We start from the raw sequence: 22,750 nt of genomic DNA on the forward strand, positions 1-22,750 counted from the left end.
TTCACACCGCTCGGTACTTACACACCTCACGAAAATTACAGCCTCCGCACGCTCTGCGTGAAGGCATCGGAGTGAAGAAAGACTCGGGCTTGGGGCGGTTATAGTAATCGTCATCAAGACAGGACTTCATTTCATCGATGTATCGTCCGACATTACTAACCACTTTGTCGATATCCTCTTGCGCGGGGCGATATACCTCATGCTCTCCTGTCATCAAATACTCCACACGTACCTCAATCTTCTCCAAAGGAAGCTGATAGTGCTCCTGCACATAGGAAGCATACAAAAAAAGTTGGTCGGAAAAATCGCCTTCCTTGCCTGTTTTCCAATCCACGATGACCATGTCTCCATTGTCTCTACGGTAGAGCAAATCCATTTTGACATACACTTTCGTCTCATGAAGGAGCATCGTATCCCACTTCTCCACTTCAACAATTCGGGCCTTTCCCTGTTGCAGTTCACGCCAAACCGCAGTACGGTACAAATTGTGTATCACCGCGTGCTGTCGCTCCTTAATAAGGGCGATCCGTTCCGGAAGCACCTCGTCGTCGTAATAAACCTCCGCCAGCATGACGCGATTTTTCGGATCTTGTAGCCATAGCTCACGGTGTAGCGATTCCTTGTAGCTGTTATTCAACATGTTCTTCATAGCTGTCTCGAGGTATGCTGTGCGCGGGATAGCCCCTTTTTCCATCCATCCACGTATGACTGATTCACACATTTGATGCGTAATATTCCCGAATAAAATATATAAGTTGCTCAGTTGCTTGAGCCGATACAACGTAACTTGCTCTTCAGTGCCCTGTGCCGAATTCCAGCCATTATGCGAGCCGTAATAATGATAATAGTATTTGCGTAAGCATTCATCGAACGTTTGAGCCCTCGATTGCGAATAGGACCAGGACGGGTATATAGCCATGACAGGCCCTCCTTCATTAAAACTATCATCTCTTTATTATAACGCAAACCCAAGCTGTATCGGCGATAAAAAAGGACAAAGACTTTAACCCATGGGTTAAAGTCTTCTACTGACTGACTAGTTTGTAGACTCGCAATGAGTCCGTTCAACATTTATCAAATCACTAACATTAACAGCACCGTCCTCACGGACGTTGACAACAAGTACCGGAGTTCCCAGCATGCCGCTGATCCACTCCTTATAATCATCCACATGATCATTCGGAAGAATCGTCAAGATGACACCAGCGAAGCCACCACCATGTACCCTGCATGCGCTGTTATCTATTGATTTTAAATACATTTCGGTTAAAGCCAGTGCAACCGATACGTCTTGTTCCCGCGCAATCCCACTTCTATATACGTTTTGGAGCCATTTCCATGAGGAATTACCAGATTCGGTAACGAGCCTCAGGAAATCAGTAAAGCGCCCCTCCTCCAGTGATTTCACCTGTTCATCCACACGTCTATTTTCTTCAAAAAAATGCAACGCCCGCAGTACTGCACGGTCTCCTGCTTTTTCCCTGACCATTTTAAGGTTGGCATATAGATCCTCTGGCAATAAGTCACGGCAAACCGAAGCGTCTAAAGACTGAGCCACTGCAAACATTTCGTTGGGCACCGCCGCGTAATCGTCCGTTAAATCAGCATGATTTCCACCTGTATTTACAATAACGAGGGAATATCCGTTTTGTTCAAAATTCCAATGAACAGGATTTATGATCGGTTCCTTGGGATTTTCAAAGTCAATGGAAATCAAGCCGCCATACGCACAAGCCATCTGATCGAGCAGCCCCGACGGCTTGTTCCAATAGCCATTTTCCGCATACTGACCAATTTTGGATTTAGCAACAGCATCTAACGCTCCCTCGTTATAAAAATGATTCAATATCGTACATATCAACATTTCAAAAGAAGCGGAAGAGCTTAAACCTGAAGCAGAGAATACATTACTTGATATATAAGCTTGGAATCCCCCGATACGGTATCCGAATTCAAGTAGACCAGCGGCAATACCACGGACCAGCAGCATCGTACTGTCATCCTCCGGTTTTGGCGACAAGTCGGTTAAATCGATGACGTACTTCGTCTTGTAGCCTTCAGAAAAGAATGTAATTACAGACTCCTCCACTTTAGAAGCTGCAGCGATGGTATCGAGTGTAATACTGCCTGCCAGCACCTTTCCGTGATTGTGGTCTGTATGATTCCCACCAATTTCGCAACGCCCCGGAGCACTAAACAGTTCAATAGCCCCTACACCAAAATGCTCCCGATACGCCTGTATAAGTGATTCATATCGAGTCGTTTGCTCAGAGATTTGCTGTTGACCGTACATTCGGGCAAGCACCATTTGTCCCTCTCTGGAATTCAATAGTTCCATATCTTTCATCGTATATCCCCCAATTGTATGTGTTTTCCTATCTGGAATGATACTATAATTATCTCAATTTTCCCTGTATAAAAGTATGGCACTTTTAAAATTTGTAAGCGCTTATTTAAATCGCTTTACTGAGCATTTTACCAATATAACTAAAAAAGAACCAGCCCCTAATTGGGCCGGTTCCTTGAATTTCTTTTTAGTCGCGTTTCAGTACATATTCCCCATCATTATTACGAGTTACTGTGGCGCCAAGCGCCTCGGCAACTGATTTGAAAGGAACATACAATGTGCCATATTCATCCGTATATGGAGCTTGTGGCAGCGTCAATGTGCTTCCTTCCAATACAGCCTGTTTGGAGCCACTTTTCAGCTTAATCGTCTTACCTGTAATATCATCAATTACAGTAGTCTGTTTGGCCGCTGCATCCCATTTTAACTCGGAGCTCAGTTCGCTCGTCAGTTCACGCAATGGAATAAAGGCAGTACCACCACGATTCTCCAAGACGTAGTAATCGTCTTTAGGATCGAAAGTTGTTTCTACTTTTGTAATTTCCAAATCATTTTTTAAAATGTTATAGATCGGAGAATTCGCTTCAAAATTGCGCAGCGTCGCTCCCGGAGTTAATTCAGCTTGTTTATTCAAGTCAATAACACCGTTAGAAATATCCACTTTATCAGCCGTCACACTACCATTGACGTTCCAAGATTGAGTTTCGGTCAGAATTGTGAAGGACTTCACCGGAAGACCATCCACATCTGGCAAAGCAACCGTCAGGTCTGTTGCCGCTTTGCGAACATTTCCTTTTTCATCAAAATACATGTCGCTTTTCAAAACCGTGTTAGCACTCAGAACCGTTTTGATTTCAGGGGACTCTGTATACATGGTGCTAACTCCTACATCATACTGATCAACAGCTAGATCCAAATACTTTTTAACTTCGGTATAAGCCTCATTGACCATTTTTTCTTTGTTGGCACTCAGTTCCGCTGTTACTTTATCACTACCTTCAATATTCATGCCGGAAGCGATTGTCTTCGTCATATCAATGGCTTGCCCGATCAGCTCTTTCAAGCCTGCTTCATCCTTGGCCAGATTCGCCAGGAACGGTTTTACCAATGTTACCAGCTCATCACCACGAAGTTCAGCATGCAGATGGGTCAGTTTCACTTTGTCTTTTTCACCGTATACTTCCTCGGTTACAGACGTTGCAGAAATGGTCGAAGGGTTAGGCGCATGCTTGAGCATAAGTGCAGCGGCTGTTTTCGTCAGCTCTCTCACGTCTTTGGAATATACATACGGATCAAATCCAGCAGGCAGACCGCTCAAACTCTCTTGCGAGTTCAAAGATATGTAATAAGGTTTTTTGGCACCTTCCAGTTGAATAGCCAAACCTTGGCGGTCTAAAGCAAGTTCAAACGGCAAATTATACTTATCGATGTGCAATGTACCTTTGGCAGAAGCAAGTTCCTCCGATTGTACTTTGGCTTCATCCACAGTGACGGAAATCGAATTAATCAAATCTACGATTTCTTTATCTCCTTGCGTGATTCCTTCTCTGGGAGTCAATTTAAGAGAGATTTTCTCCGTTGTCTGCTGGGATTTCACATCAAGTGTTCCCAATAAATTTTTACTTACATCAAATCCACCTACTGCCTGGCAACCTGTCAAAGCTACCATCAACAGAATAAGAGGGACGGCGATCCATTTTTTTATATTCATATTAATCCCCTTTCAAGATATTTCCGTAATATCTTCTATTATCTCAGTGTTAACACGCATTGTAAATGAGTAGAATGGAAAATAGAACTAGTTATTTAGGATCAATTTTCAGCCTGAAGCATCCGGTAAGCCAGTAGTGCCATCTCCAGGCAACGACGTTTGTCAGGGTCTGCCAGATTTCCCTCTATGATTTCATTAATTTTATCCAGCCGATTATAAAGGGTCTGTCTGTGAATGTACAAAATTCCGGCGGTATCACGCTTGGAGCCATGGGATTGAAAATAGGCATCCAGTGTATCCAGAAGCTGCATATGGTGCTCACGATCATGCGCAATCAGCTCGCCCAAATGGTCCTCTACGAATTCTTGTAGAAAAGGAATGCGGGGCACCGCCTTCAACAACTGATAGATTCCTATGCTGTCGTAAAATAACCGATCCTTCATGACTGGGACGCTTCGTGCCACTTCAATGACCTCATATGCCTCTTCAAAACTGCGGTCCGTCCCCGTCATGCGATGCCTCACTTTACCAAAACCTGCATGAATGCGCACCTTATCAAGCTGTCCTGCGGCATAGTTCTGAATATATTGAACTGTATGGGCAAGCACTTTTTTCATTTGCGCTGCGGAACGCAGTGTTAATTCCTCCTTGGCACAAAGGATGTAGCATTGACTTCCCTTCATCATCAGCAGGTTGTGCAACGTTTCCTTTTTCAACAATGAACGAAGCAGCACTAGCACATCCTGATTGATGGATTCCTTGCGTACCTGACTGGCATCCTTGTCCTGATGTTCTACCTCAATGACCCCTGCCCAAAATAAATACTGCCCCTTCGATAACAATCGCAGGCCCATCCGGGTCTGAGCCTGTTCTTCACTGGGAAGCTGTCCGCTCAGCACATCCTGAATCAATTCATTTTGATTACGCAGCAACCGGTCTTCAAGAAACTGTGTTCTCAGCACCAATGTAGCGGCTGCCTTGGCAGTGTAATCGAGTAGCAGTGACATTTCTTCCGTCGGCATTTCACTATGCAGCACCAAACCTACTGCGGAAAACACCTGACCGAAGCATACAACGGGCTGGAACAAGACGGCAGTGGATTCATTCAGGTGAAACAGCAGATGCCCCTCCCGATCGGCGGTCATACTAGATTCCACTTCATTGGCATAAAAATCTGCAATACGGTCCGCTAGATCCGGCTGGACGGAAGGTACGAATCGATTGGTTTCAATGGAAGACATGTAGATGACCTGCCGGGCTGCATAGTCATGAAGCACACGCAAAAGGGCGTTCATATCAGTGCTGCGTAAGGTTTCCTGCTGAAGCTGACGTGAAAATCGCTCTAGATCTTTTAGAAGTTCATGATGTCGGTTAATAAGTAGGGAATGAATATCTTGTGTAATTTCAACAAAACGCACTGGCTGCTCAAATACGATGACCGGGAAGTGATGTCGTTCCGCCAACTCCAGAATTTCAGAGGGGATTTCATGAATGCTCGTGCCCAGCTCCACACACAATCCTGCGGCTTCCGAGCGGATCAGTTGCTCCATATACTCGGCACGCTCTTCCCCCTTCCGGGTGAGCCACAGGCCGGTCGTCAAAATCAAGTCATGACGGCTCACAAATGGAGAAACATTTGTGATTTCTAGCACATGGACCCAACCCACACGGCGATGTACGCCCTGTTCCCCCGCCGCCAGCTTCGCCCGCCGGAAAACGGGACGTTCCAGCACATCCGCAATAGTAAATGTTTTTTTACCGTTCATCGGCATTCTCCTTATGTCTATGTCTTTATGTCATTTTATATGACATATATTCATCAAAAAGTCGAGCCTTTAAGTCAGATAATCCGACAAAATGTATGATGTCAAGGAGCTTCACCCCTTGTAAACTGTACCTAATCTAACATGAATTGCATTTATCGGCTTGAGTCCATGTAACTAATCGGCAGGGCTGCGCAAAAATGATTAAACCAACGAAATGGATTTGTTGGATAACAATTATTTTTAGGAGAGGTGAATGAAATGAAAATTGGGGTTCCGAAAGAGATTAAAAACAATGAAAATCGTGTCGCTCTAACGCCAGCAGGTGCAGCTCAAATGATTCAACACGGACATCACGTATTTGTGGAAAGCCGTGCAGGTGTTGAAAGCGGATTTACGGATGGAGATTATGCCACTGCGGGTGCGACTCTTGTGCAGCAAGCTGCGGACGTGTGGTCCCAGGCGGATCTGATTATCAAGGTAAAAGAGCCTCTCCCCTCAGAATACGGGTATTTTCGACCAGGGTTGATTTTGTTCACCTATCTGCATTTGGCTGCCGAGCCAGCACTGGCCCGCGCTTTAACAGACAACGGCGTAGCCGCCATTTCCTATGAGACGCTCGATGTTGAAGGCAGCCTCCCGCTGCTTACTCCGATGAGTGAGGTTGCTGGTCGAATGGCTGTACAAATTGGAGCACAACTGCTGGAAAAACCAAAGGGTGGCAAGGGCATCCTGCTGGCAGGTGTACCGGGGGTCAAACGCGGTAAAGTGACCATTATTGGCGGAGGGGTGGTCGGCACCAATGCTGCCAAGGTCGCCATCGGTCTCGGGGCAGATGTGACACTAATCGACCTGAGCCTGCAAAGACTGCGCCAACTGGACGATATTTTTGGCAATCAGCTCCATACACTGGTGTCCACCCCGTCCAACATTGCTGAAGCCGTGGCGCAAAGTGATTTGCTGATCGGTGCTGTCCTGATCACTGGTGCCAAAGCTCCGCGGCTCGTAACGGAAGCCATGGTACAGACGATGCAGCCCGGCTCTGTGATTGTGGATGTCGCCATCGACCAGGGCGGCATAGTCGAGACGATTGACCACATCACCACACACGATCAGCCTACCTATGTGAAGCATGGCGTCATTCACTATGCGGTAGCAAACATGCCGGGCGCGGTACCGCAAACCTCGACGCTCGCATTGACGAACGCGACGCTCCCCTTTGCTCTCCAGCTCGCAGATCTGGGTGTGCAGGAGGCGCTTCGCAGAAGCAAGCCGCTGCTTAGCGGCACCAATGTCCTGAACGGACATATTACCTACGCAGCCGTCGCACGTGATTTGGGATATCCTTATGTTCCCGTGGAACAGGCATGGCAGGCAAAAGCCTTACAATAGAATAGAAACAGCTCAAAGAACCACACGCTCTTCCCAGCAGGGACTGAAGCGTGTGGTTCTTTTTGTGCTAGCTGTATCCACCGTACTTACTGCATTTCAGACGATTTCTGACGAAAGGAACGTTTGGAGATGGCGATAAATACCTGTGATTTCTTCCAGCGACATGCGCACCAGTCCGCTAGACGAAGGTGCCACAAATTCATACATCTCAGGAATGAGCGGTTCAGGCTGAAAACCCCAATTTACTTTGGATTTTTTACTGTATTCGGTGTACACGCCTTTGCCGACAAAGCAAGCAACCTTCGGACGGTATTCCTGTAGCTTCGCATACAGCTTCAGACGTCCTTCGGCGTATTCCTCGCGTGCAATATCCTCTACTCCCCTCGTGGGACGGGAAACAATGTTCGTAAAGCCGAAGCCCAGCTTCAGCAGCTCCCGATCTTCCGATGGATCGTACAAGCGAGGTGTCAAGCCTGCTCCCTCCAGTATGCGCCAAAATCGGTTGCGCGGGTTCGCATAATGATGTCCTACCTCGCCTGATTTCAAGCTGGGATTAAAGCCGATGAATACAACGGATAATCCATAATCCAGATGATCATCTACCTCATGCAGTTCTATCTCTCGCTCTGTCATGGGCTCCTCCTTCCTCAAACCATATCCAGCGGCTGCTTCCGCGTTGGCGGAGGAAAAGCTTCGTCTATTTGTTGAAGTTGTTCAGGAGTGAGCCGAATACTTGCTGCCGCTGCATTTTCTCGTACGTGCGGTTCCTGCACCGCCTTCGGAATTGCCCAGACATCACCGTCCCGTATGACCCACGCAAGTGCAATTTGGGATGGAGTTACCTCGTGGCTAGCAGCAATGTCTATCATAACGGGATGCTCCAGCAGCCCCCGTCGCAGGCGGCCACCTTGGGCAATCGGGCAATAGGCCATCACAGGCACCCCATGCGTACGGCTCCAAGGTAGCAGATCATATTCGATGCCCCGCGAAGCCGCGTGATACAGCACTTGGTTGACAGCGCAGGCTTCGCCTCCACTTATGCTCCATAGCTCCTCCATGTCGGACTTGTCCAGATTGGACACTCCCCAGCTACGAATTTTGCCCTGCTCACGCAGTTTTTCCATGCCTTGTATCGTCTCTTCCAGCGGAATATTCCCACGCCAATGCAACAAATACATGTCCACGTACTCCGTTCCCATTCGGGTTAGGCTCGCTTCGCACGCTTGAGCCAGTCCTTGGCGGTCCGCATGATGAGGATACGCCTTGCTAACAAGATAGACATCATCCCGGCGACCCCGAATGGCCTCTCCGACGATCTCTTCTGCGCCGCCCTCCGCGTACATTTCAGCCGTGTCCACCAGCGTCATGCCCAGCTCCAAGCCAAGTTGAAGCGCGCGCACTTCTTCCTGGCGGAGTGATGCTTTTTCACCCATATGCCACGTGCCCTGCCCGATGAGCGGCACTTCACGACCGTCAGTCCAGGTAATCACACTTTTCTTATGTTGGCTCATATGCATTCCCCTCCTTAGGACCCTGATGCCACAGGCTTGTCAAATACATGGCTCTGTGTCCAATGCTGTCCACCATCCGAGGTGGTATACATGACTGGGGCCTGCTCTGAATCCGAGAAAATAGCCCAGCCTTCCTTGGCATTTGCCATCCCGATTTGCTGACCACCATAACCGTCAAAACCTTGCTTGCCATTGTTCCACGTCTTGCCGCCGTCAGTCGTCCAGCCGATGGTATTGGGCTTGTCGCACGGTGCGCAGTAACCGCCCATCCATGCGCTACTGCTATTAATCGCATAGAGCATACCAGGTGCAGCCCCTTCATTTTTGGGAACCTGGTTGTCTTGCTGGCTAATACCTGGTGCCGGACCGCCACCAGCAGTGGTATTCGCCAGCACAGCACGCCAGCTTTGTCCACTATCGGCAGTATGCCAAAGCGAATACGACGTCTGATTCATCCCCGTATCTCCAACCAGCTCGATCCATGCGTTGCCGCGTTCTACCGAACGAATAATGGCTCCATTTAGAGGCGCCTCCGTTGTGCGTGACATGACAGTAGTCCACTTTTGGCCCCCGTCAACAGTGTGTAAAATTTGAAACGAACGGTCTGTGTCCTGCGTAACTGCCCAGCCGTTTTGCCGATCATGGTAATATGGCTGTCCTACCAAGTGGCCGGGCACGGGGAGCGAAGACCAGCTTTGCCCGCCATCCTTCGTATATTGGCTGCCACTGAACCCTTCCTTGGATGATACAAAGTGTAAAAAGCCCGCTTGCCCTTGCTCAGGTACAGTCCCGACAACCTCCCAGCGTTTGCCGCCATCGCGAGTGGCCAGCAGCGATCCGCTGTCTGCCATCACAGTCCAGGCCTGCTGCCCGTTCAAGGCAAAAATCTGCTGAACCGTACCTTGGCCCTGATATTGCACATTCCACGTCGATCCGACTGAACCGGATGTAGCCGTGTCCGTTCGGGCAATCCAGCCATTTCCGCCGATCCAGCCGGATTGGCCGTCGATCAAACGCAGCGCGGTAATATTGTCCATGCGGACCTTCGCTATCGTAGTGTCTGTGGTTGCTTGTCCTCCTGTTTTCGGTGTATCTACAGTGGTTCCCGAACCATTCGCTTGTGCCGAGGTGGTACCCTTTTGCTCATTTTGAGTCGTTTGTCCTGTTTGCGAGCCTGTTTCACACCCCGCTGTCACTATGGCTACGGCGAGTAAAAGCACCCAGACCGATGTTTTTTTCTTCATTTTCGTTCATCCCCCTATGTTGGTGATATACATGCTGTGCGGGTATTGTATTCACAGCAAAGCATATTCTATGTATTACCCTGCTGTCTTCGTTTCACTCTTAAGGTGAATATAGCGTTAACTGTATGACGAACCATCGTTACAGGATTACGAGTTTACAGGAACAAAGCCGCCCTTTTCGATGGCCCGGGTTCCTTCTTCACTTTGCAGCCATTCGAGTAATCGTTGCATCGAAGGGCTTGGTTTCTCGCCTTCCCGTGTGACCACGAACAGTTGAGCTGTGAATGGATATTGTTTCGAGCGAATGTGCTCTTTGTTCGGCTCCACTCCATCAATAGACAAAAATTTGACCTCTTGACGATTATGCATCACATTTGCAAAATAATAAAATGAATATCCGAGCGCGTTGTGATCCTTGTTAAAATCTGCGACTGCATTAATCATACCACCCATAATGCCAATTTGTAGTTCACGTGGCGGGTCAGCCATCTCATGGCCTGCCATCACTTTCTTTTGCATGTATGTCTGACTGCCTGAATTTTCTTCTCGCTGATAAGCAATGATCGGCTGATCCTTGCCCCCTACTTCATTCCAATTATGAATAGCCCCTTCATATATGCGACGAACCTGCTCCGAAGAAAGTCCTTTAACCGGATTGTCTTGATGCACGAGAAAAATAAACGCATCCCACCCAATGGGTGTGAGCTTCAATTGAATTCCCCGGCTTTTTGCCAGACGCAGCTCCTCATCGGAAGGACCGGCCACCAGGATCAGATCCGCCTTCTTTTCGATCAAATTGACATATGCCTGATGGGTCGTGTTGAATCTCAGCTCGTGCGCCGCTCGCGCCTTGCTCATTCCAGTCAGTTCATGCAGCATATCCTGCGCAAAAGGAATGGCCGCTGTAGCCCCGTCTACTACCGGAAAATCCCTCTCTGCAATGTACGGGCGTTGAGGAAGCATCAGTGTAATCGTCAGCACAATGACGAGCGCAGCAGATATCGCGGCAACAATCCATTGCCATCTATGATCCACCTTACCATTCTTGTCGGTTAGCGCTGGATAACGATTCACCCCAACTCCTACTACCATGCCAGCTATCGGCAGCAGTGCTGCCAGTAGAAACCAAACTTCACCATGCTGTGTATATGGCCCCAATACCTCTAACACAGGCTCCGCCCAAGCGTGATAGAGTGAAAAGAGCTCCCACGCCCCTCCCCACACTTCAGCAGGTTGGCCACCAGACCCTTGTATGCCTACAATCCACAACCACAGTCCACATAATAATGATAATAGCCCGGTCAGCATCAGCGAAAGCTTGCCCATGCTGGACATACGCGCACTCAAGGCACCATAAGCTGCAAAGATGAGACCGATAATCCATGCATATAGCAGCATGATTACAATCACAGCTGTATCCGTCACACCCTCATGCCTCAGCAGAAGCTGCACTTGGGGTGCCACAACCATACTCCAAACTACATTAAACATGACTGAAAACAATCCAAACATAAACGTACCGCCCAGCCATGGCCAAAACCATGCTATCCGCACAGACTCGTCCTTTTCCGGCTTGGTTATAACTCCCTTTGGATCAGACATGTACATCCCCCTATATCTAATGAATGAAATGAAACTGTAAGCCATTGCTTCTTCATTGTACAATTATGGTAAAGATTAGTATACGAGAGGAGGATAAAAATGTCCTTATCCGATCATCCCAGCGATGAATTACTCAAGCTGAGTATGGCAAAAAGGCCTCCCCCACGGGAAAGGCCTTTTTGTCATCGAATCTTCTTTATATTGCTCTGGCATGGATCAAAAAACGGTGCTGCTTCACGTCCCAATACCCATCACGTTGAATATCCAAATACAGACCATACAGCTGTTCTATATATTTCTCTGGCTGAAAATCTGCAATCTGCCATTCAATGGCTTTTAAATAGTAGACAAGTGCTCCAATATCGTAAAAACGCTGTATCGGAAACTGCTCCTGCTGCTCTACGATTTCGAAGCCATTGCTTTTCAAACCTGCAAGTGCTTGAGAAAGGGTCCAGTCCGCATACTCGTATTCAGGTGCTCCCAAACGGTCGTTGATGCCCGCACAATCCAAGCCCCCTACCTGTTGAGTCAAAAACGTCCCACCTGGGCGCAAAATCCGTCGTACCTCCGTTGGCGAAAATGACTCATGCTTATTCAGCACAAGATCGAACCCGGTATCGCCAAACGGAAGGGAATTGTCATCCTGTATAGCCATAACGCGCACGCCCAGCGGCTCCAACCTTTCCTTGGCGATAGGAACATTCGGTGCATATGCTTCTGTCGCACATACGATCTCTGGAAAAGGGCGTAGCCGAGATAATAGCTCTCCCCCGCCTGTTCCCATATCCAGCATCGCCTTGGATGAATGAATAAACTTCATAGCCTTGCTGACATAAGACCAGTCCAATGGCTCGCTCGCCACACGTCCTGTATCCGAGATGAATGAAAAATCCCATCCAGAAAATGACTGCTTATGATGCTCCAAGAACTGTAGAAATTCACGATCTTCTGTATATTTCATATTATTTTTGCTCCTCCACCATTGAACTGGACATAATTGAACTCTTCTCTCTGTATGTTCTACGTTGTATCTCTCTGTGCCTTTATTATGTCAGCCCTAATGTGGAGGAGCTCTTACCCGTCGATAAGGTTGTTATATGTCGTGTCCGAACCATCCCATGTTCATCTACCTCCGTCCATATGCTATCCAAACCAGATACTGTCCTTCGTAAGAGCTTAAGGAACTGCTGGTAATGCCTTGGCAAGCTCCGGTGTCATATCGTTCGGAGTAAAATAGTAATAGCGTGTATGGGGATCTGAACTAAATAAAGGTTTGATCTTGACCTGAACCAGGTAAGTGCCTTTCGTCATATTTGGAGTATAGCTATTAGATCTACGCTTTTCCAGTACAGTGCTCCACAGCTTCGGGTCTTCAATCGTTATTGCTTTATGCTTCTGTTGGATGCTTTTAAATAGCTTATAGTCTTCAATATACTGATTGGGTTGATAAGGTTCAAGCTCTTCAGTAATAATAGGAACAGCCCGTATCGAAAAAATATCCTTGGCATCAATGATCACCTTATCCGCATACCCCTTTTGCTCTAGCCAACCTGTAAGCTTGTGATATGAAGCCGGCCAATCAAATGAAATTTCACGCTTCCAGCTCGGTTCGTTATTGGTAAAGGATGACTCTTTGTTTGTAATAGAAATACTCCCTAGGGGATATCGATGTGATTGCATTTCGCTATAACTCATATTTAATACTTCTTCTCTGAGTATATCTTCAAATTCACGTGCTTCTTTGGGATTGGTTAAAACCACCCGTCTTTCATTATCATCTACGGATTGGATATTAATCGTCTCTGCTTTTCCTTGCAGCTTATCCAACTTGTACCTCACCGTTTTGTAAGGCTCTGCTTCCATCACTTTAGTCAGTTCTGTCCGGAAGGGCTTCTCAGGGAATGTATAGCGGCGAGTCATGGTGGAACCATCATCCAGACGGTAGACTATGACTGCCGATTCGACGGCCAGGTTTTTGGACAACGTTTTCTCGCCAGCTGCATGTGCACGTACAAGTTCACGATGTAAATTTAGCACAGAGGCGATATAAGCCCTGTCTTGGGAGTAATAAGCTTCTGTTTGTGCATCTCCCCCTAGAGGCTCCTCTTGCCCCACATAAACTTTTTCTACGGAGTGTGCTGTTGGAATCCGTCCCTCATAACCCAACCAACCTGAAATCGGGATATATAGTACTAGCCCCATGATCACACCGTAAACGACCATTTCTATCAAAGCGCGAACGCGCACAATTTGCCACGTTTTGCGGATGACCATCTCTACAATGATATAACCTAAAATAGCTCCAAGTGCATACCCAAAAATCGACCAATTAGCTCCTCTTGTACCTGCATTATAAAAATAATCGCCTAGTACAAGCATAGCGCATAGTATAACCCCTGCCTTGAACAAAGGTTGAAAGAAAGAGAAAGCCATTGCCTGAGTCGCCTTCTCGACTAAGCGTTTACGATACAAACCATAACTCAAGGCGACAAACAGCAGGGAGATACCTATATAGGCAAGCAGCTCCATGTAAGAAAAGGCGCGATTCGGCAAATTGTCCATAATGCGTACAAACGGCGATAAGTTTTCCCAAATATTATTATTGCTGCGAAACTCCGAACCGTTAATATATTGGACAATGGTTTCTTGCACCCGCACATATCCGTATAAATTACGCTCCAGAAAACGCCCCATCATCATGAATAGAAACTGAGGCAATAGCAATAAAACATACACTACTACGGTCTGTAGCAACGATTGTCCCACACAAATACCTACAAACACGGTAAAGGTAAAAAAGAAAATCGTAAGGACGGATACGACCAGTGCCCATGAACCAATATCATGGATATGAAAAATATAAGGCAGTTCGACTGACGTGTTAACCCAGGCAGTTACTCCCGCAGTCAGCCATACAGGTACAAGTAAAAGAATAAGACCGCTAATTAAATGTGCCGTTAATAGATGCTCTCTACGCAAAGGCAGGCTATGATACAAATCGGATGGCCCCTGTCGCTGAATAAAACGAAGCAGCATCACACCTGCCAGCACCGGTACGGTCACTAAAATTAATTTTTGCAATTCATTACCTGAGCTTGTGCTATCGAACAAGCTTTTTAAAACCACTCGTGGTTGTTCATCACCAATGCTCATAAACAATGGCAGTAGTACTGTAAATAGCAATCCTGCCAAGTACAATAGACCGATCCAGCCATGCTGTCTCAGGCATTGGCGAATTACGCCGCCGCTACAGAAGAATCGGTTGGATGTCATAACCTGCGTCCTCCATTTCATAAATGAAAATTTCTTCAAGCGTCAACGGCAGCAAATCGAGCACATGCGGCTCATACGCTTCAATCGTCTCTGCAATCCGCTCTCGCTCACCCCGGATTATAAGCAGCAGAACACTGCCCCTCCGCTCCTTATGTACAACCGAAAGTTGTCCACAGACGGCTTCCTCATGCATGCTGTCCCGAAAAGCAACCTGCACCTTATGCGTATCGGATTTGAGGTCGTCGACCTCTTTTTCCAACAGCATCCGCCCTTGGTGCATAATGCCGACATGATCACACATGTCTTCAATCTCACGCAAATTATGAGACGAGATCACGACAGTCATCTCACGTGCTGCGGTTTCTTGGAACAAGAGATTTTTGATCATCCGCCGCATCACAGGGTCCAGTCCGTCGATCGGCTCATCCAGAATCAGCAGCTCTGGCATGCAGCTCAAGGCAAGCAAAAAAGCGGCCTGACGCTTCATCCCCTTGGAAAAACGGTGAAGCTTTCGTTTAGGATCTAGCTTGAAAATCTCGGTAAGCTGTGTGTAGCGTTCCTCACTCCAAGTTGGATAAATGGAGCGGTAAAACCTGGCCATCTGACGAATTGTCGCTTGCGGAAAAAAATAGGGGGTATCCGGCAAAAACAGAATGTGCTGCTTAACTTCAGGCTGCTCATACACCGGCTGTCCACTGATTAGCACCTTGCCAGCATCGGGTCGGTAAATCCCGGCAATGATTTTGAGCAGTGTTGTTTTCCCTGCCCCGTTCGAGCCCAAAAGTCCAAAAATAGAGCCTTTCTTCACCTTAAGGGCGAGCTGATCGACAGCCTTTTCTTCTGTAAATGTTTTTGTGACTTCCCTTAATTCAATCAAGGGACATCCCCCTTTCCTTCAATTGCGTAGCTTCCACGTATAAGGCGTCCACTTCCTGCTGCGTAAAACCGAAATGGACAGCTTCGATCATCTGCTTCAACAGCGCCGCCCGAATCTCATCCCGCTTCATTTGCTGCGGCTGATGCTCGGCAGGGGTGACAAAGCTGCCCTTGCCTTGGACGGAATAGATGTATCCTTCGCGTTCCAGCTCTCGATACGCCTTCTGAATCGTATTGGGATTCACCGTAAGCTGAGCGGATAAAACCCGTACAGAAGGCAATTGCTCATCCGGCTGAAGCGATCCGTATACGATCATTTCCTTTACCTTCTCTATTAACTGTTCGTAGATCGGCTTACGACTGCGGATATCCAGCTCGAACATGGACTTCCTCCTTTCAAGACTTGATCAGATTCATCTGCATCCTTTCAGCTGTTCTAACTGTACTATTATTAATAATACAGTTAGAACAGTTTGTCAATCTTTTCTTTGGGTATTCCTTACAAAAATAACCGTGATGCATCATGCATCACGGTTATCTCTTTTTAGCCTTCCTTTGACTCATAAGGTTCATCACGGCTTATATTCGCAAGCGTTGAACCTTCTGGCAGCTTAAGATCCAGCTGGAACCGGAACGTCGCTCCTCTAGCCTCATCGCTATCCACACCAATGGAACCCCCCATCAGCTTGACCAAGTTTTTACAGATGGACAATCCCAGTCCTGTCCCTCCATATTTTCGGTTCAGTGCCGGATGAAGTTGGGAAAAAGGCTGAAACAATAGATGCTGGCGGTCTGCTGGAATACCGATTCCAGTATCCGTTACACTGAACTCAATTAGGCATCTATTTTTACGACGGCTGTAAGCCTTTCTCTCCACAAAGATATTTACACGCCCTCGCTCCGTAAATTTGATCGCATTACTCACCAAATTCACCAGTACCTGTCGAATACGCACATGATCACCGACCAGCATTCCCGGCATTTCCTGATCCACATGCCATTCCAGCTCAATGCCTTTTTCCATAGCCTGCGTCATGAATAGGTCAGCCACACTGCCGACCACATCATCTAGCACAAAGGGCTCGTGCAGCAAAGACATTTTGCCAGCTTCGATTTTGCTCAAATCCAGTATCTCGTTCAATATCTGCATTAAAGCACCGCTGCTGCTGGTAATAATGTCTATATAGCTACGCTGCTCCTCATCCAATTCAGTATCTGCCAGTAACCCTGCCATGCCTATAATGCCGTTCATCGGTGTACGGAGCTCATGACTCATCACAGAGAGAAACTCTGACTTGGCCCGATCGGCGCGTTCGGCAGACTCCTTGGCCCGAATGATCTCCTTTTCATTCGTCCTGTCTACAAAAACCATCACAGCCCCTTTTCGCTCGCCATTATCCATCAAAGGACTGATTCGATAGGAGGCCAGAAAGCTGGACCCGCCTTTTTTCCAAAATACTGCTTCCTCTGCCTGATAAGAAGCTCCGCTTCGAATCGCTTGAAGAATAGAGGACTGTTCGTCCGGAAAATGGCTGCCAATCTCGTCTGCATGGCGAATGATATCTATGCATGCGCCGTTCAGCGGATTAGCCGATCCTACGCCGAACATCTCGATAGCTGCCGGGTTCATAAAGCGGACATGTCCTTCGTTACTTAAACCCACAATTCCTTCGGATACGGCATTCAAAATAAGCGAATGCTCGTTGCTGAGCTTTTCAATTTGAGCAATGTAGTTTTTAAGAGGGGTCACATTTTCTATAATCCCGTAGCAGCCTACAATTTCCTCTTGTACGAAAATCGGGATATTCGTCATCTTAATGAATAGACGCTCCCCCTCCTTATGTATGAATTCCGATTCATAGGTTTGTGTCTCCCCCTGCCTGGCCAGTTCCATATGACGCTTGATTTTGTCCTGTTCCTCAGAGGAAGCCATTACAAGTATTTCAGCTCCGATCAGCTCATCCTTCGTATAACCCGTAAGCTGCTCCAAACTTGGATTCACACTCAAAATATGACCTTCCATATCCATGGCGCATATCCCAAGCGGATTATGCTGGAATAGTGACTTATAACGATTTTCACTTTCACGAAGACGCTGCTCGATTTTCCGGTGCTCTGTAACATCCTGTATCATCCCGACTACTTGAACAGGCTTGCCTGCCTGCTCGTCCATCTCAGCTTCCCAGATCGAACGCAGTACCTTCTGTTCCCCATTGGGCAATACAATCCGGTAAAAGGTTTCTTCGTGAATTCCCTTTAAAATAACATTGTTGATAATCTGTTTCATCCGTTCTGTATCTTCGGGATGAACCGCCTTCATGAAGGCGTCAATACTTGTTTCAACCGGCTTGACGAGATAGCCAAAAATGCTGCGAAATTCCTTGGAAAAATGCATAACATTGTTGACCAGATCCCAGTCCCAGGAGCCGAACATCGCCAACTGTTGAGCTTTTGCCAGGTTCTCCTCGCTCTTTTGTCTCTCTGTGATATTCCGACCAATGGACAGAACCCGCTTGATTTTGCCCTGTTCATCTCGAATAACGCGGAATGATACTTCCAGCCACAAATAGTGCCCGTCCTTATGACGGACACGCCGCTTCATGATGCCTGTTTCCTTGAACATTCCATGTACACGCATGTAATCGGCATCTTCGACATGGTAAAATTGCAGCCGTTTTTTCCCAATCATTTCCTGCTTCGTGTAGCCAAGGAGTTTTTCTACCGAAGGAGAAATATATTGGAGTATGCCGTCTGCCGTGCTGTAAGAGATGACATCCGGCGTATTTTCGGTAATCAACATGTACAAATCCTCATTGTCCGAAAGCACCTGCGCCATGTCCTTTTTCTCCGTGATATCCATAGCATACGCAATCAAATAAGATTGCTCGGTAGCCTCATCGTCAAATATGGTTAATTCCAGCGCTAGCCAGACGGTTGTTCCCCGTTTATGTTTCAAACGCAGCTCTGTCTTATAGACTTGATCTGTAGCCTTTAGCCAACCTGCGTAAGCCTCCCTCAACCCTTGCTGATCCTGAGCCTCTTTATATAAGAGATGGTAATATCGGATATCTAGTAATTCCTCCTGCTCATATCCGACCATTTTGCAAAAGGCGGGATTGACGTACAGGCACTTCCCCTCCCTCGACAAAATCACGATTCCTGTCGGGGCATGATTATACATATGTTCCAGCAAAGGCAGTCGTCGAGCAGCAGAAAACACAATGAATCTCCTCCTTTGTGGTCCGGCAGTTTTTCTAACTATACCTATTCTAACATGATATGGAATTTTTATAACGGTGAGTCCGCCTCTAGATGAATGCCCTTAAAACATGTATGCACAAAAGATTGCCGATGCAGGTTCATCGGCAATCTTCGAATTATTTTTTTATACCACCCGGCTAAGAAAATGACGCAAAAATCGCTCCGCATCGACTTTAAGTGCCACGTCAACCGTAGTCAGTGCTTGAGCTTCGTTCTCATTTTGCACCTCACGGGTGCGACCAACCTCGGTGGAATCGCCCACCTCAACGGCAATGTGCATTGGACGCGTCTCCACAAAGCTGGAATCTATCGCTAATCCTACAGCCAGTGGATCATGCAAAGCACAGCCTGCAATACCAGGTCTGAAGTTGCGATAAGCTTCCATATAAAAGTCTGTCATATCTGCCATAAATGCACCCAGCTCGGTCCCTTGCTCACGCCATTTGTCCACATCCTGCTGTGGAAGCAGGGTTTGCATCGTGACGTCCAGCCCAACGAGCGTAAGCGGAAAGCCCGCTCCCAGCACATAGGCTGCGGCTTCTGGATCGGCGTAAATATTCGCTTCAGCCGTCGGAGTTACATTCCCTTTCACTGTGACCGCACCGCCCATAATGATCAGGCGGTCAAGCAATTGGGGTAATTCGGGACAGCGATCCAATGCAATCGCAAGATTGGTCAGCGGTCCCACAGCTACCAGGGTAAGTTTGCCTTCATAGCGACGAGCCTGTCCGATTATAAAATCAGCGGCATCCCCAGACGCAGCCTGACGGGAGGGTGCTCCTTTCAACTGATTGCCAATACCGTCTTCGCCGTGAATATGCCGGGAATAAGGTTTGAACAGCTCACGAGTATACGGCTTGTGAGCGCCAGACACGACCGGAGCCTCTACCCCCAGTTTTTCCAGCAGAATCAGTGAGTTACGTGTTGCCTCCTCCACCGAGATATTACCAAAGGTGGTTGTAATACCGAGTAGGTCCAATTCCGGCGAATGGACCGCGTACGCAATAGCAAGCGCGTCGTCAATGCCAGTATCTACATCTAAGATTAACTTTTTGCTCATGATGACCCTCCACAGTAGAACAGCATTCTTTTTTTCATTATACACAATTTCAATGCTTATTCCCTTGGTCATCAAATTCTTTATTCGAAGACGTAAAAAAAGACTACGACAGCTATGCCGTAGCCTTCTTTTAATACTTTTCAATCACTCAAGGGCACTTGTTCTGGCTAAATCCTAAGGCTCGATTCCCCACACCAGCTTATCATTGTGGAACAACGTTACTTTGTTCCATTCTGCATAAGAAGTTTTAGTTGGATCGAAGGAGTAATCATTGGATTCGTTCAGGTTAGACCAGTCGCTATTGTTCATGCGGATCTGAATATCACCTGTTTGCGCTCCAGCAGCAAGCGTGCCGGCAGCAGCACTGAAACCAATTTCAATATAGTTGTCTTTAATGGTACGCAGCACGTTATCATTACCTACTTGCGCCCAGTCTACTGCAGATTGCAGCTCTTGGCTGCCATCTTTCGTGAAGTAATAGCGGACTTTGAGCTCACTCAGCTTCACAGGTGTTGTCCCTTTATTTTTCAGGTTAAAGAAAGGCTTAGCAGCGTTATTCGCTGGATCGGTGTCCCCGGCCCGGTACATTACAACCAGATCACCCGCTGGTTCTGTAGGATCTGTAGGGTCTGTTGGATCAGTCGGTGTACCTTTAGGTTCAGCGCTTACCGTTGCGGAATCCTTACTTGTTCCTTTCGCATTCGTAGCACTTACAACATAGAAGTAAGTTGTTCCGTTGGTCAGCCCCTTATCTGTGTACTCTTTCTCAGTAACAAGAGGCGCAACGGCTGTAAAAGGACCTGCTTCGCTAGTGGCACGTTTTACCGTGTAGCTATCAGCACCGGTAGACGCATTCCAAGTCAGCGTCACCTGAGCATTGCCCGCAACTGCCTTTAAGCCTGACGGTACAGCTGGAGCTGTAGGTGATGGATCCACACCACCAGATGAAGGGACAATCGCTGGATATGCATTTTGCACCAGCATCGCAAACTGATCATGGAACCAAGCTCCTGAAATAGGTGCATTCGGTAAAGCATCTGTTAATGTGCCATCCTTAGTGGTATAGGTAGGATCACAGTATCGGTCAAAGCCTTTACCCTCATCGTTCGGAATGAGCGAGCTGGAACCATCGGAATCACCCGGAGGTTTCGCCCATACATAAGCATCGACATGGGAAGCTGGAGCTGTTTGCGGCGGCGTACCCATACCTGCTCCGCTGCTATTACACCAGTTGCCGCGATGCGAGCGTTTGTCTACACGGCCTGAGTTTACATAGGAGTTAATATCACTGCCAACAGCGGCAGTCGGACGGTTAGGTCCTCCCCATCCATTACGGCTCGTATCAATTAACATACCGAGCGAGCTGGGCCAGCCTGCATTGACAAAATCTTTATGCAATGACTCTGTGAAATGCAATTCATCAAAATTAGGATTCCATTCGTAGAACTTGGACGATTTGATCGGTTGTCCACCGATATTCAAATCTGGATTAGGCAAGTTAGGTTCTGTCAGCGGTGAAGTATTGGCTGTATTCGAGATAAAGCCGTCCACGCTGGACAGACCTTTGCTAGTATCTTTGAAGATAGTTGTAAACAGGGATACCGTTGCTGAACGATTGTTATCCCAACCTAACCATCCAGAGTGACCGATATCCACGTATTTGTACACATTCGGAATCTCGTTCAGCTTATTCATTGTATACTTGATCCCGGCTTCATAAATTCCTGTAGATTTGGCTTGCGCACACTGAGGAGTATCCAAATTGGTTACCAAGTTTGGTAAGCTATCTGGTTCAATAATCGCTACAATGCGAATATCCTGATACTTCGGATTGGCAAAAATAGCAGCAATTTTATCGACATAATCCTTTTTGTACGTTTCCAGCCCCGCTTGGGTCAGCGGCAGCTCACCGTTGGAAGCCAAGGCTTTACAATCCCGTCCGGGCAGATCATATACAATAAACTCTGCCGTAATTGGTGTGTTGCCTTTCTTTTGCGCCAATACTTGGTCCAAATGCGCTTCCAGGCCAAGCTTGCCCCCACCGCCGTTAATAGCAGCGATACGATCAAGCCATACGGCTGTCGGAAATGTTTTGACCGTTTGCATTTTTGCTTTCAGATTGGCATCAGTAATCTTGGCAATCGATGTGTCGACACTAGCCGCATAATCAGGGCTAATGTATTTTGTCGCCCCTTGGTAAGGATTGTCCACATGGGATTCTGCATGTATTTTATCCGTAAATCCTGCACCTGGTAGAAAGCTGCTTGCGACGAGTGATAGCGCAAAAGCATACTTCATGCTTTTACGAAGCACTTGCTTTGTTTTCAATTGCTTCACCTATCTTTCCATGGATTTTGTTGAATCTTCCTATGTCGGCACCTGATTGTTACATGATTAAATGCGAGTTACGCCTACTCTCTCCAAAAAAAAGCGGCGTTCATAGTTGCGAAAGGTAAGCGCTTTCTATTTGTCCATGCGCTCACATTTTCCCCTTTTTGTCACCTCCTATGTTAGATTATAGTGAGCTGGAAATCTGCTGTAAATTGAATAAATTAAGGACTACATTATTAATTAGGCATATGAATTGCCACTCTAACGGTTCGTTGTGGCACCTCTTTTTCTGAAACCGGTTCCTTCATTTGTTGAACATCCCTGCTATGACAAGCTCTCAGGAGATTTAGGATCGACAGTAAAAGAGCGAATTCGTAAA

The 22,750-nt window shown here is 47.2% G+C and carries 16 protein-coding genes; 1 reads left to right on the forward strand and 15 read right to left on the reverse strand.

The annotated features are described in order from the left end of the window. Position 1 precedes the first annotated feature (1 nt). The 4 genes from C1T21_RS16415 to C1T21_RS16430 all read right to left on the reverse strand — a co-directional run bounded on the left by C1T21_RS16415 (position 2) and on the right by C1T21_RS16430 (position 5,824). Positions 2-919 (reverse strand): PD-(D/E)XK nuclease family protein, encoded by a 918-nt coding sequence (locus tag C1T21_RS16415; RefSeq protein ID WP_103048999.1) that lies wholly within the window; start codon positions 917-919, stop codon positions 2-4. 117 nt (positions 920-1,036) lie between these two features. Continuing rightward, entirely contained in the window at positions 1,037-2,347 is a 1,311-nt protein-coding gene (locus C1T21_RS16420; protein WP_103049000.1) for a galactokinase, read from the reverse strand. Positions 2,348-2,534: 187 nt separating this feature from the next. Further along, positions 2,535-4,058: a copper amine oxidase N-terminal domain-containing protein gene (locus C1T21_RS16425; protein ID WP_103049001.1), complete on the reverse strand. Its 1,524-nt coding sequence runs from the start codon at positions 4,056-4,058 to the stop codon at positions 2,535-2,537. 101 nt (positions 4,059-4,159) lie between these two features. After that, entirely contained in the window at positions 4,160-5,824 is a 1,665-nt protein-coding gene (locus tag C1T21_RS16430) for a PucR family transcriptional regulator (RefSeq protein WP_103049002.1), read from the reverse strand. 258 nt (positions 5,825-6,082) lie between these two features. On the opposite strand from C1T21_RS16430, the gene ald reads away from it, so the two are divergent. Then, the gene (gene ald, locus C1T21_RS16435) at positions 6,083-7,213 is read left to right on the forward strand and encodes an alanine dehydrogenase (RefSeq protein WP_103049003.1); all 1,131 of its coding nucleotides are present in this window, start codon (positions 6,083-6,085) and stop codon (positions 7,211-7,213) included. Between the two features lie 96 nt (positions 7,214-7,309). Here ald and C1T21_RS16440 read toward each other — a convergent pair whose 3' ends face one another. The 11 genes from C1T21_RS16440 to C1T21_RS16490 all read right to left on the reverse strand — a co-directional run bounded on the left by C1T21_RS16440 (position 7,310) and on the right by C1T21_RS16490 (position 22,377). Further along, positions 7,310-7,846, reverse strand: coding sequence for a mismatch-specific DNA-glycosylase (locus C1T21_RS16440; protein ID WP_103049004.1), 537 nt, complete (start codon positions 7,844-7,846; stop codon positions 7,310-7,312). 14 nt (positions 7,847-7,860) lie between these two features. Next, a complete protein-coding gene (locus C1T21_RS16445; protein ID WP_103049005.1) occupies positions 7,861-8,724 on the reverse strand; it encodes an aldo/keto reductase in 864 nt (287 codons plus the stop codon). 14 nt (positions 8,725-8,738) lie between these two features. After that, positions 8,739-9,968 (reverse strand): WD40/YVTN/BNR-like repeat-containing protein, encoded by a 1,230-nt coding sequence (locus C1T21_RS16450; RefSeq protein ID WP_103049006.1) that lies wholly within the window; start codon positions 9,966-9,968, stop codon positions 8,739-8,741. Positions 9,969-10,115: 147 nt separating this feature from the next. Beyond that, a complete protein-coding gene (locus C1T21_RS16455) occupies positions 10,116-11,570 on the reverse strand; it encodes a PstS family phosphate ABC transporter substrate-binding protein (RefSeq protein ID WP_103049007.1) in 1,455 nt (484 codons plus the stop codon). A gap of 196 nt (positions 11,571-11,766) precedes the next feature. Beyond that, positions 11,767-12,531, reverse strand: coding sequence for a class I SAM-dependent methyltransferase (locus C1T21_RS16460; protein ID WP_103049008.1), 765 nt, complete (start codon positions 12,529-12,531; stop codon positions 11,767-11,769). A gap of 215 nt (positions 12,532-12,746) precedes the next feature. After that, a complete protein-coding gene (locus tag C1T21_RS16465; protein ID WP_103049009.1) occupies positions 12,747-14,843 on the reverse strand; it encodes a DUF6449 domain-containing protein in 2,097 nt (698 codons plus the stop codon). Continuing rightward, on the reverse strand, positions 14,818-15,720 hold the full coding sequence (locus C1T21_RS16470; RefSeq protein ID WP_103049010.1) for an ABC transporter ATP-binding protein: 903 nt from the start codon (positions 15,718-15,720) through the stop codon (positions 14,818-14,820). The genes C1T21_RS16465 and C1T21_RS16470 overlap by 26 nt, the downstream gene beginning before the upstream one ends. Beyond that, positions 15,713-16,102, reverse strand: coding sequence for a GntR family transcriptional regulator (locus C1T21_RS16475; protein ID WP_103049011.1), 390 nt, complete (start codon positions 16,100-16,102; stop codon positions 15,713-15,715). The genes C1T21_RS16470 and C1T21_RS16475 overlap by 8 nt, the downstream gene beginning before the upstream one ends. Before the next feature lie 161 nt (positions 16,103-16,263). Further along, complete coding sequence (locus C1T21_RS16480) at positions 16,264-18,939, reverse strand: PAS domain S-box protein (protein WP_103049012.1); 2,676 nt, start codon at positions 18,937-18,939, stop codon at positions 16,264-16,266. Positions 18,940-19,104: 165 nt separating this feature from the next. Further along, positions 19,105-20,040: a nucleoside hydrolase gene (locus C1T21_RS16485; protein ID WP_103049013.1), complete on the reverse strand. Its 936-nt coding sequence runs from the start codon at positions 20,038-20,040 to the stop codon at positions 19,105-19,107. Between the two features lie 174 nt (positions 20,041-20,214). Next, a complete protein-coding gene (locus C1T21_RS16490) occupies positions 20,215-22,377 on the reverse strand; it encodes a glycoside hydrolase family 6 protein (protein WP_103049014.1) in 2,163 nt (720 codons plus the stop codon). Between the last annotated feature and the right edge of the window lie 373 nt (positions 22,378-22,750).

Source organism: Paenibacillus sp. F4 (assembly GCF_002894905.1).
In the GTDB taxonomy this organism is placed as follows: Bacteria; Bacillota; Bacilli; order Paenibacillales; family Paenibacillaceae; genus Paenibacillus; species Paenibacillus polymyxa_B.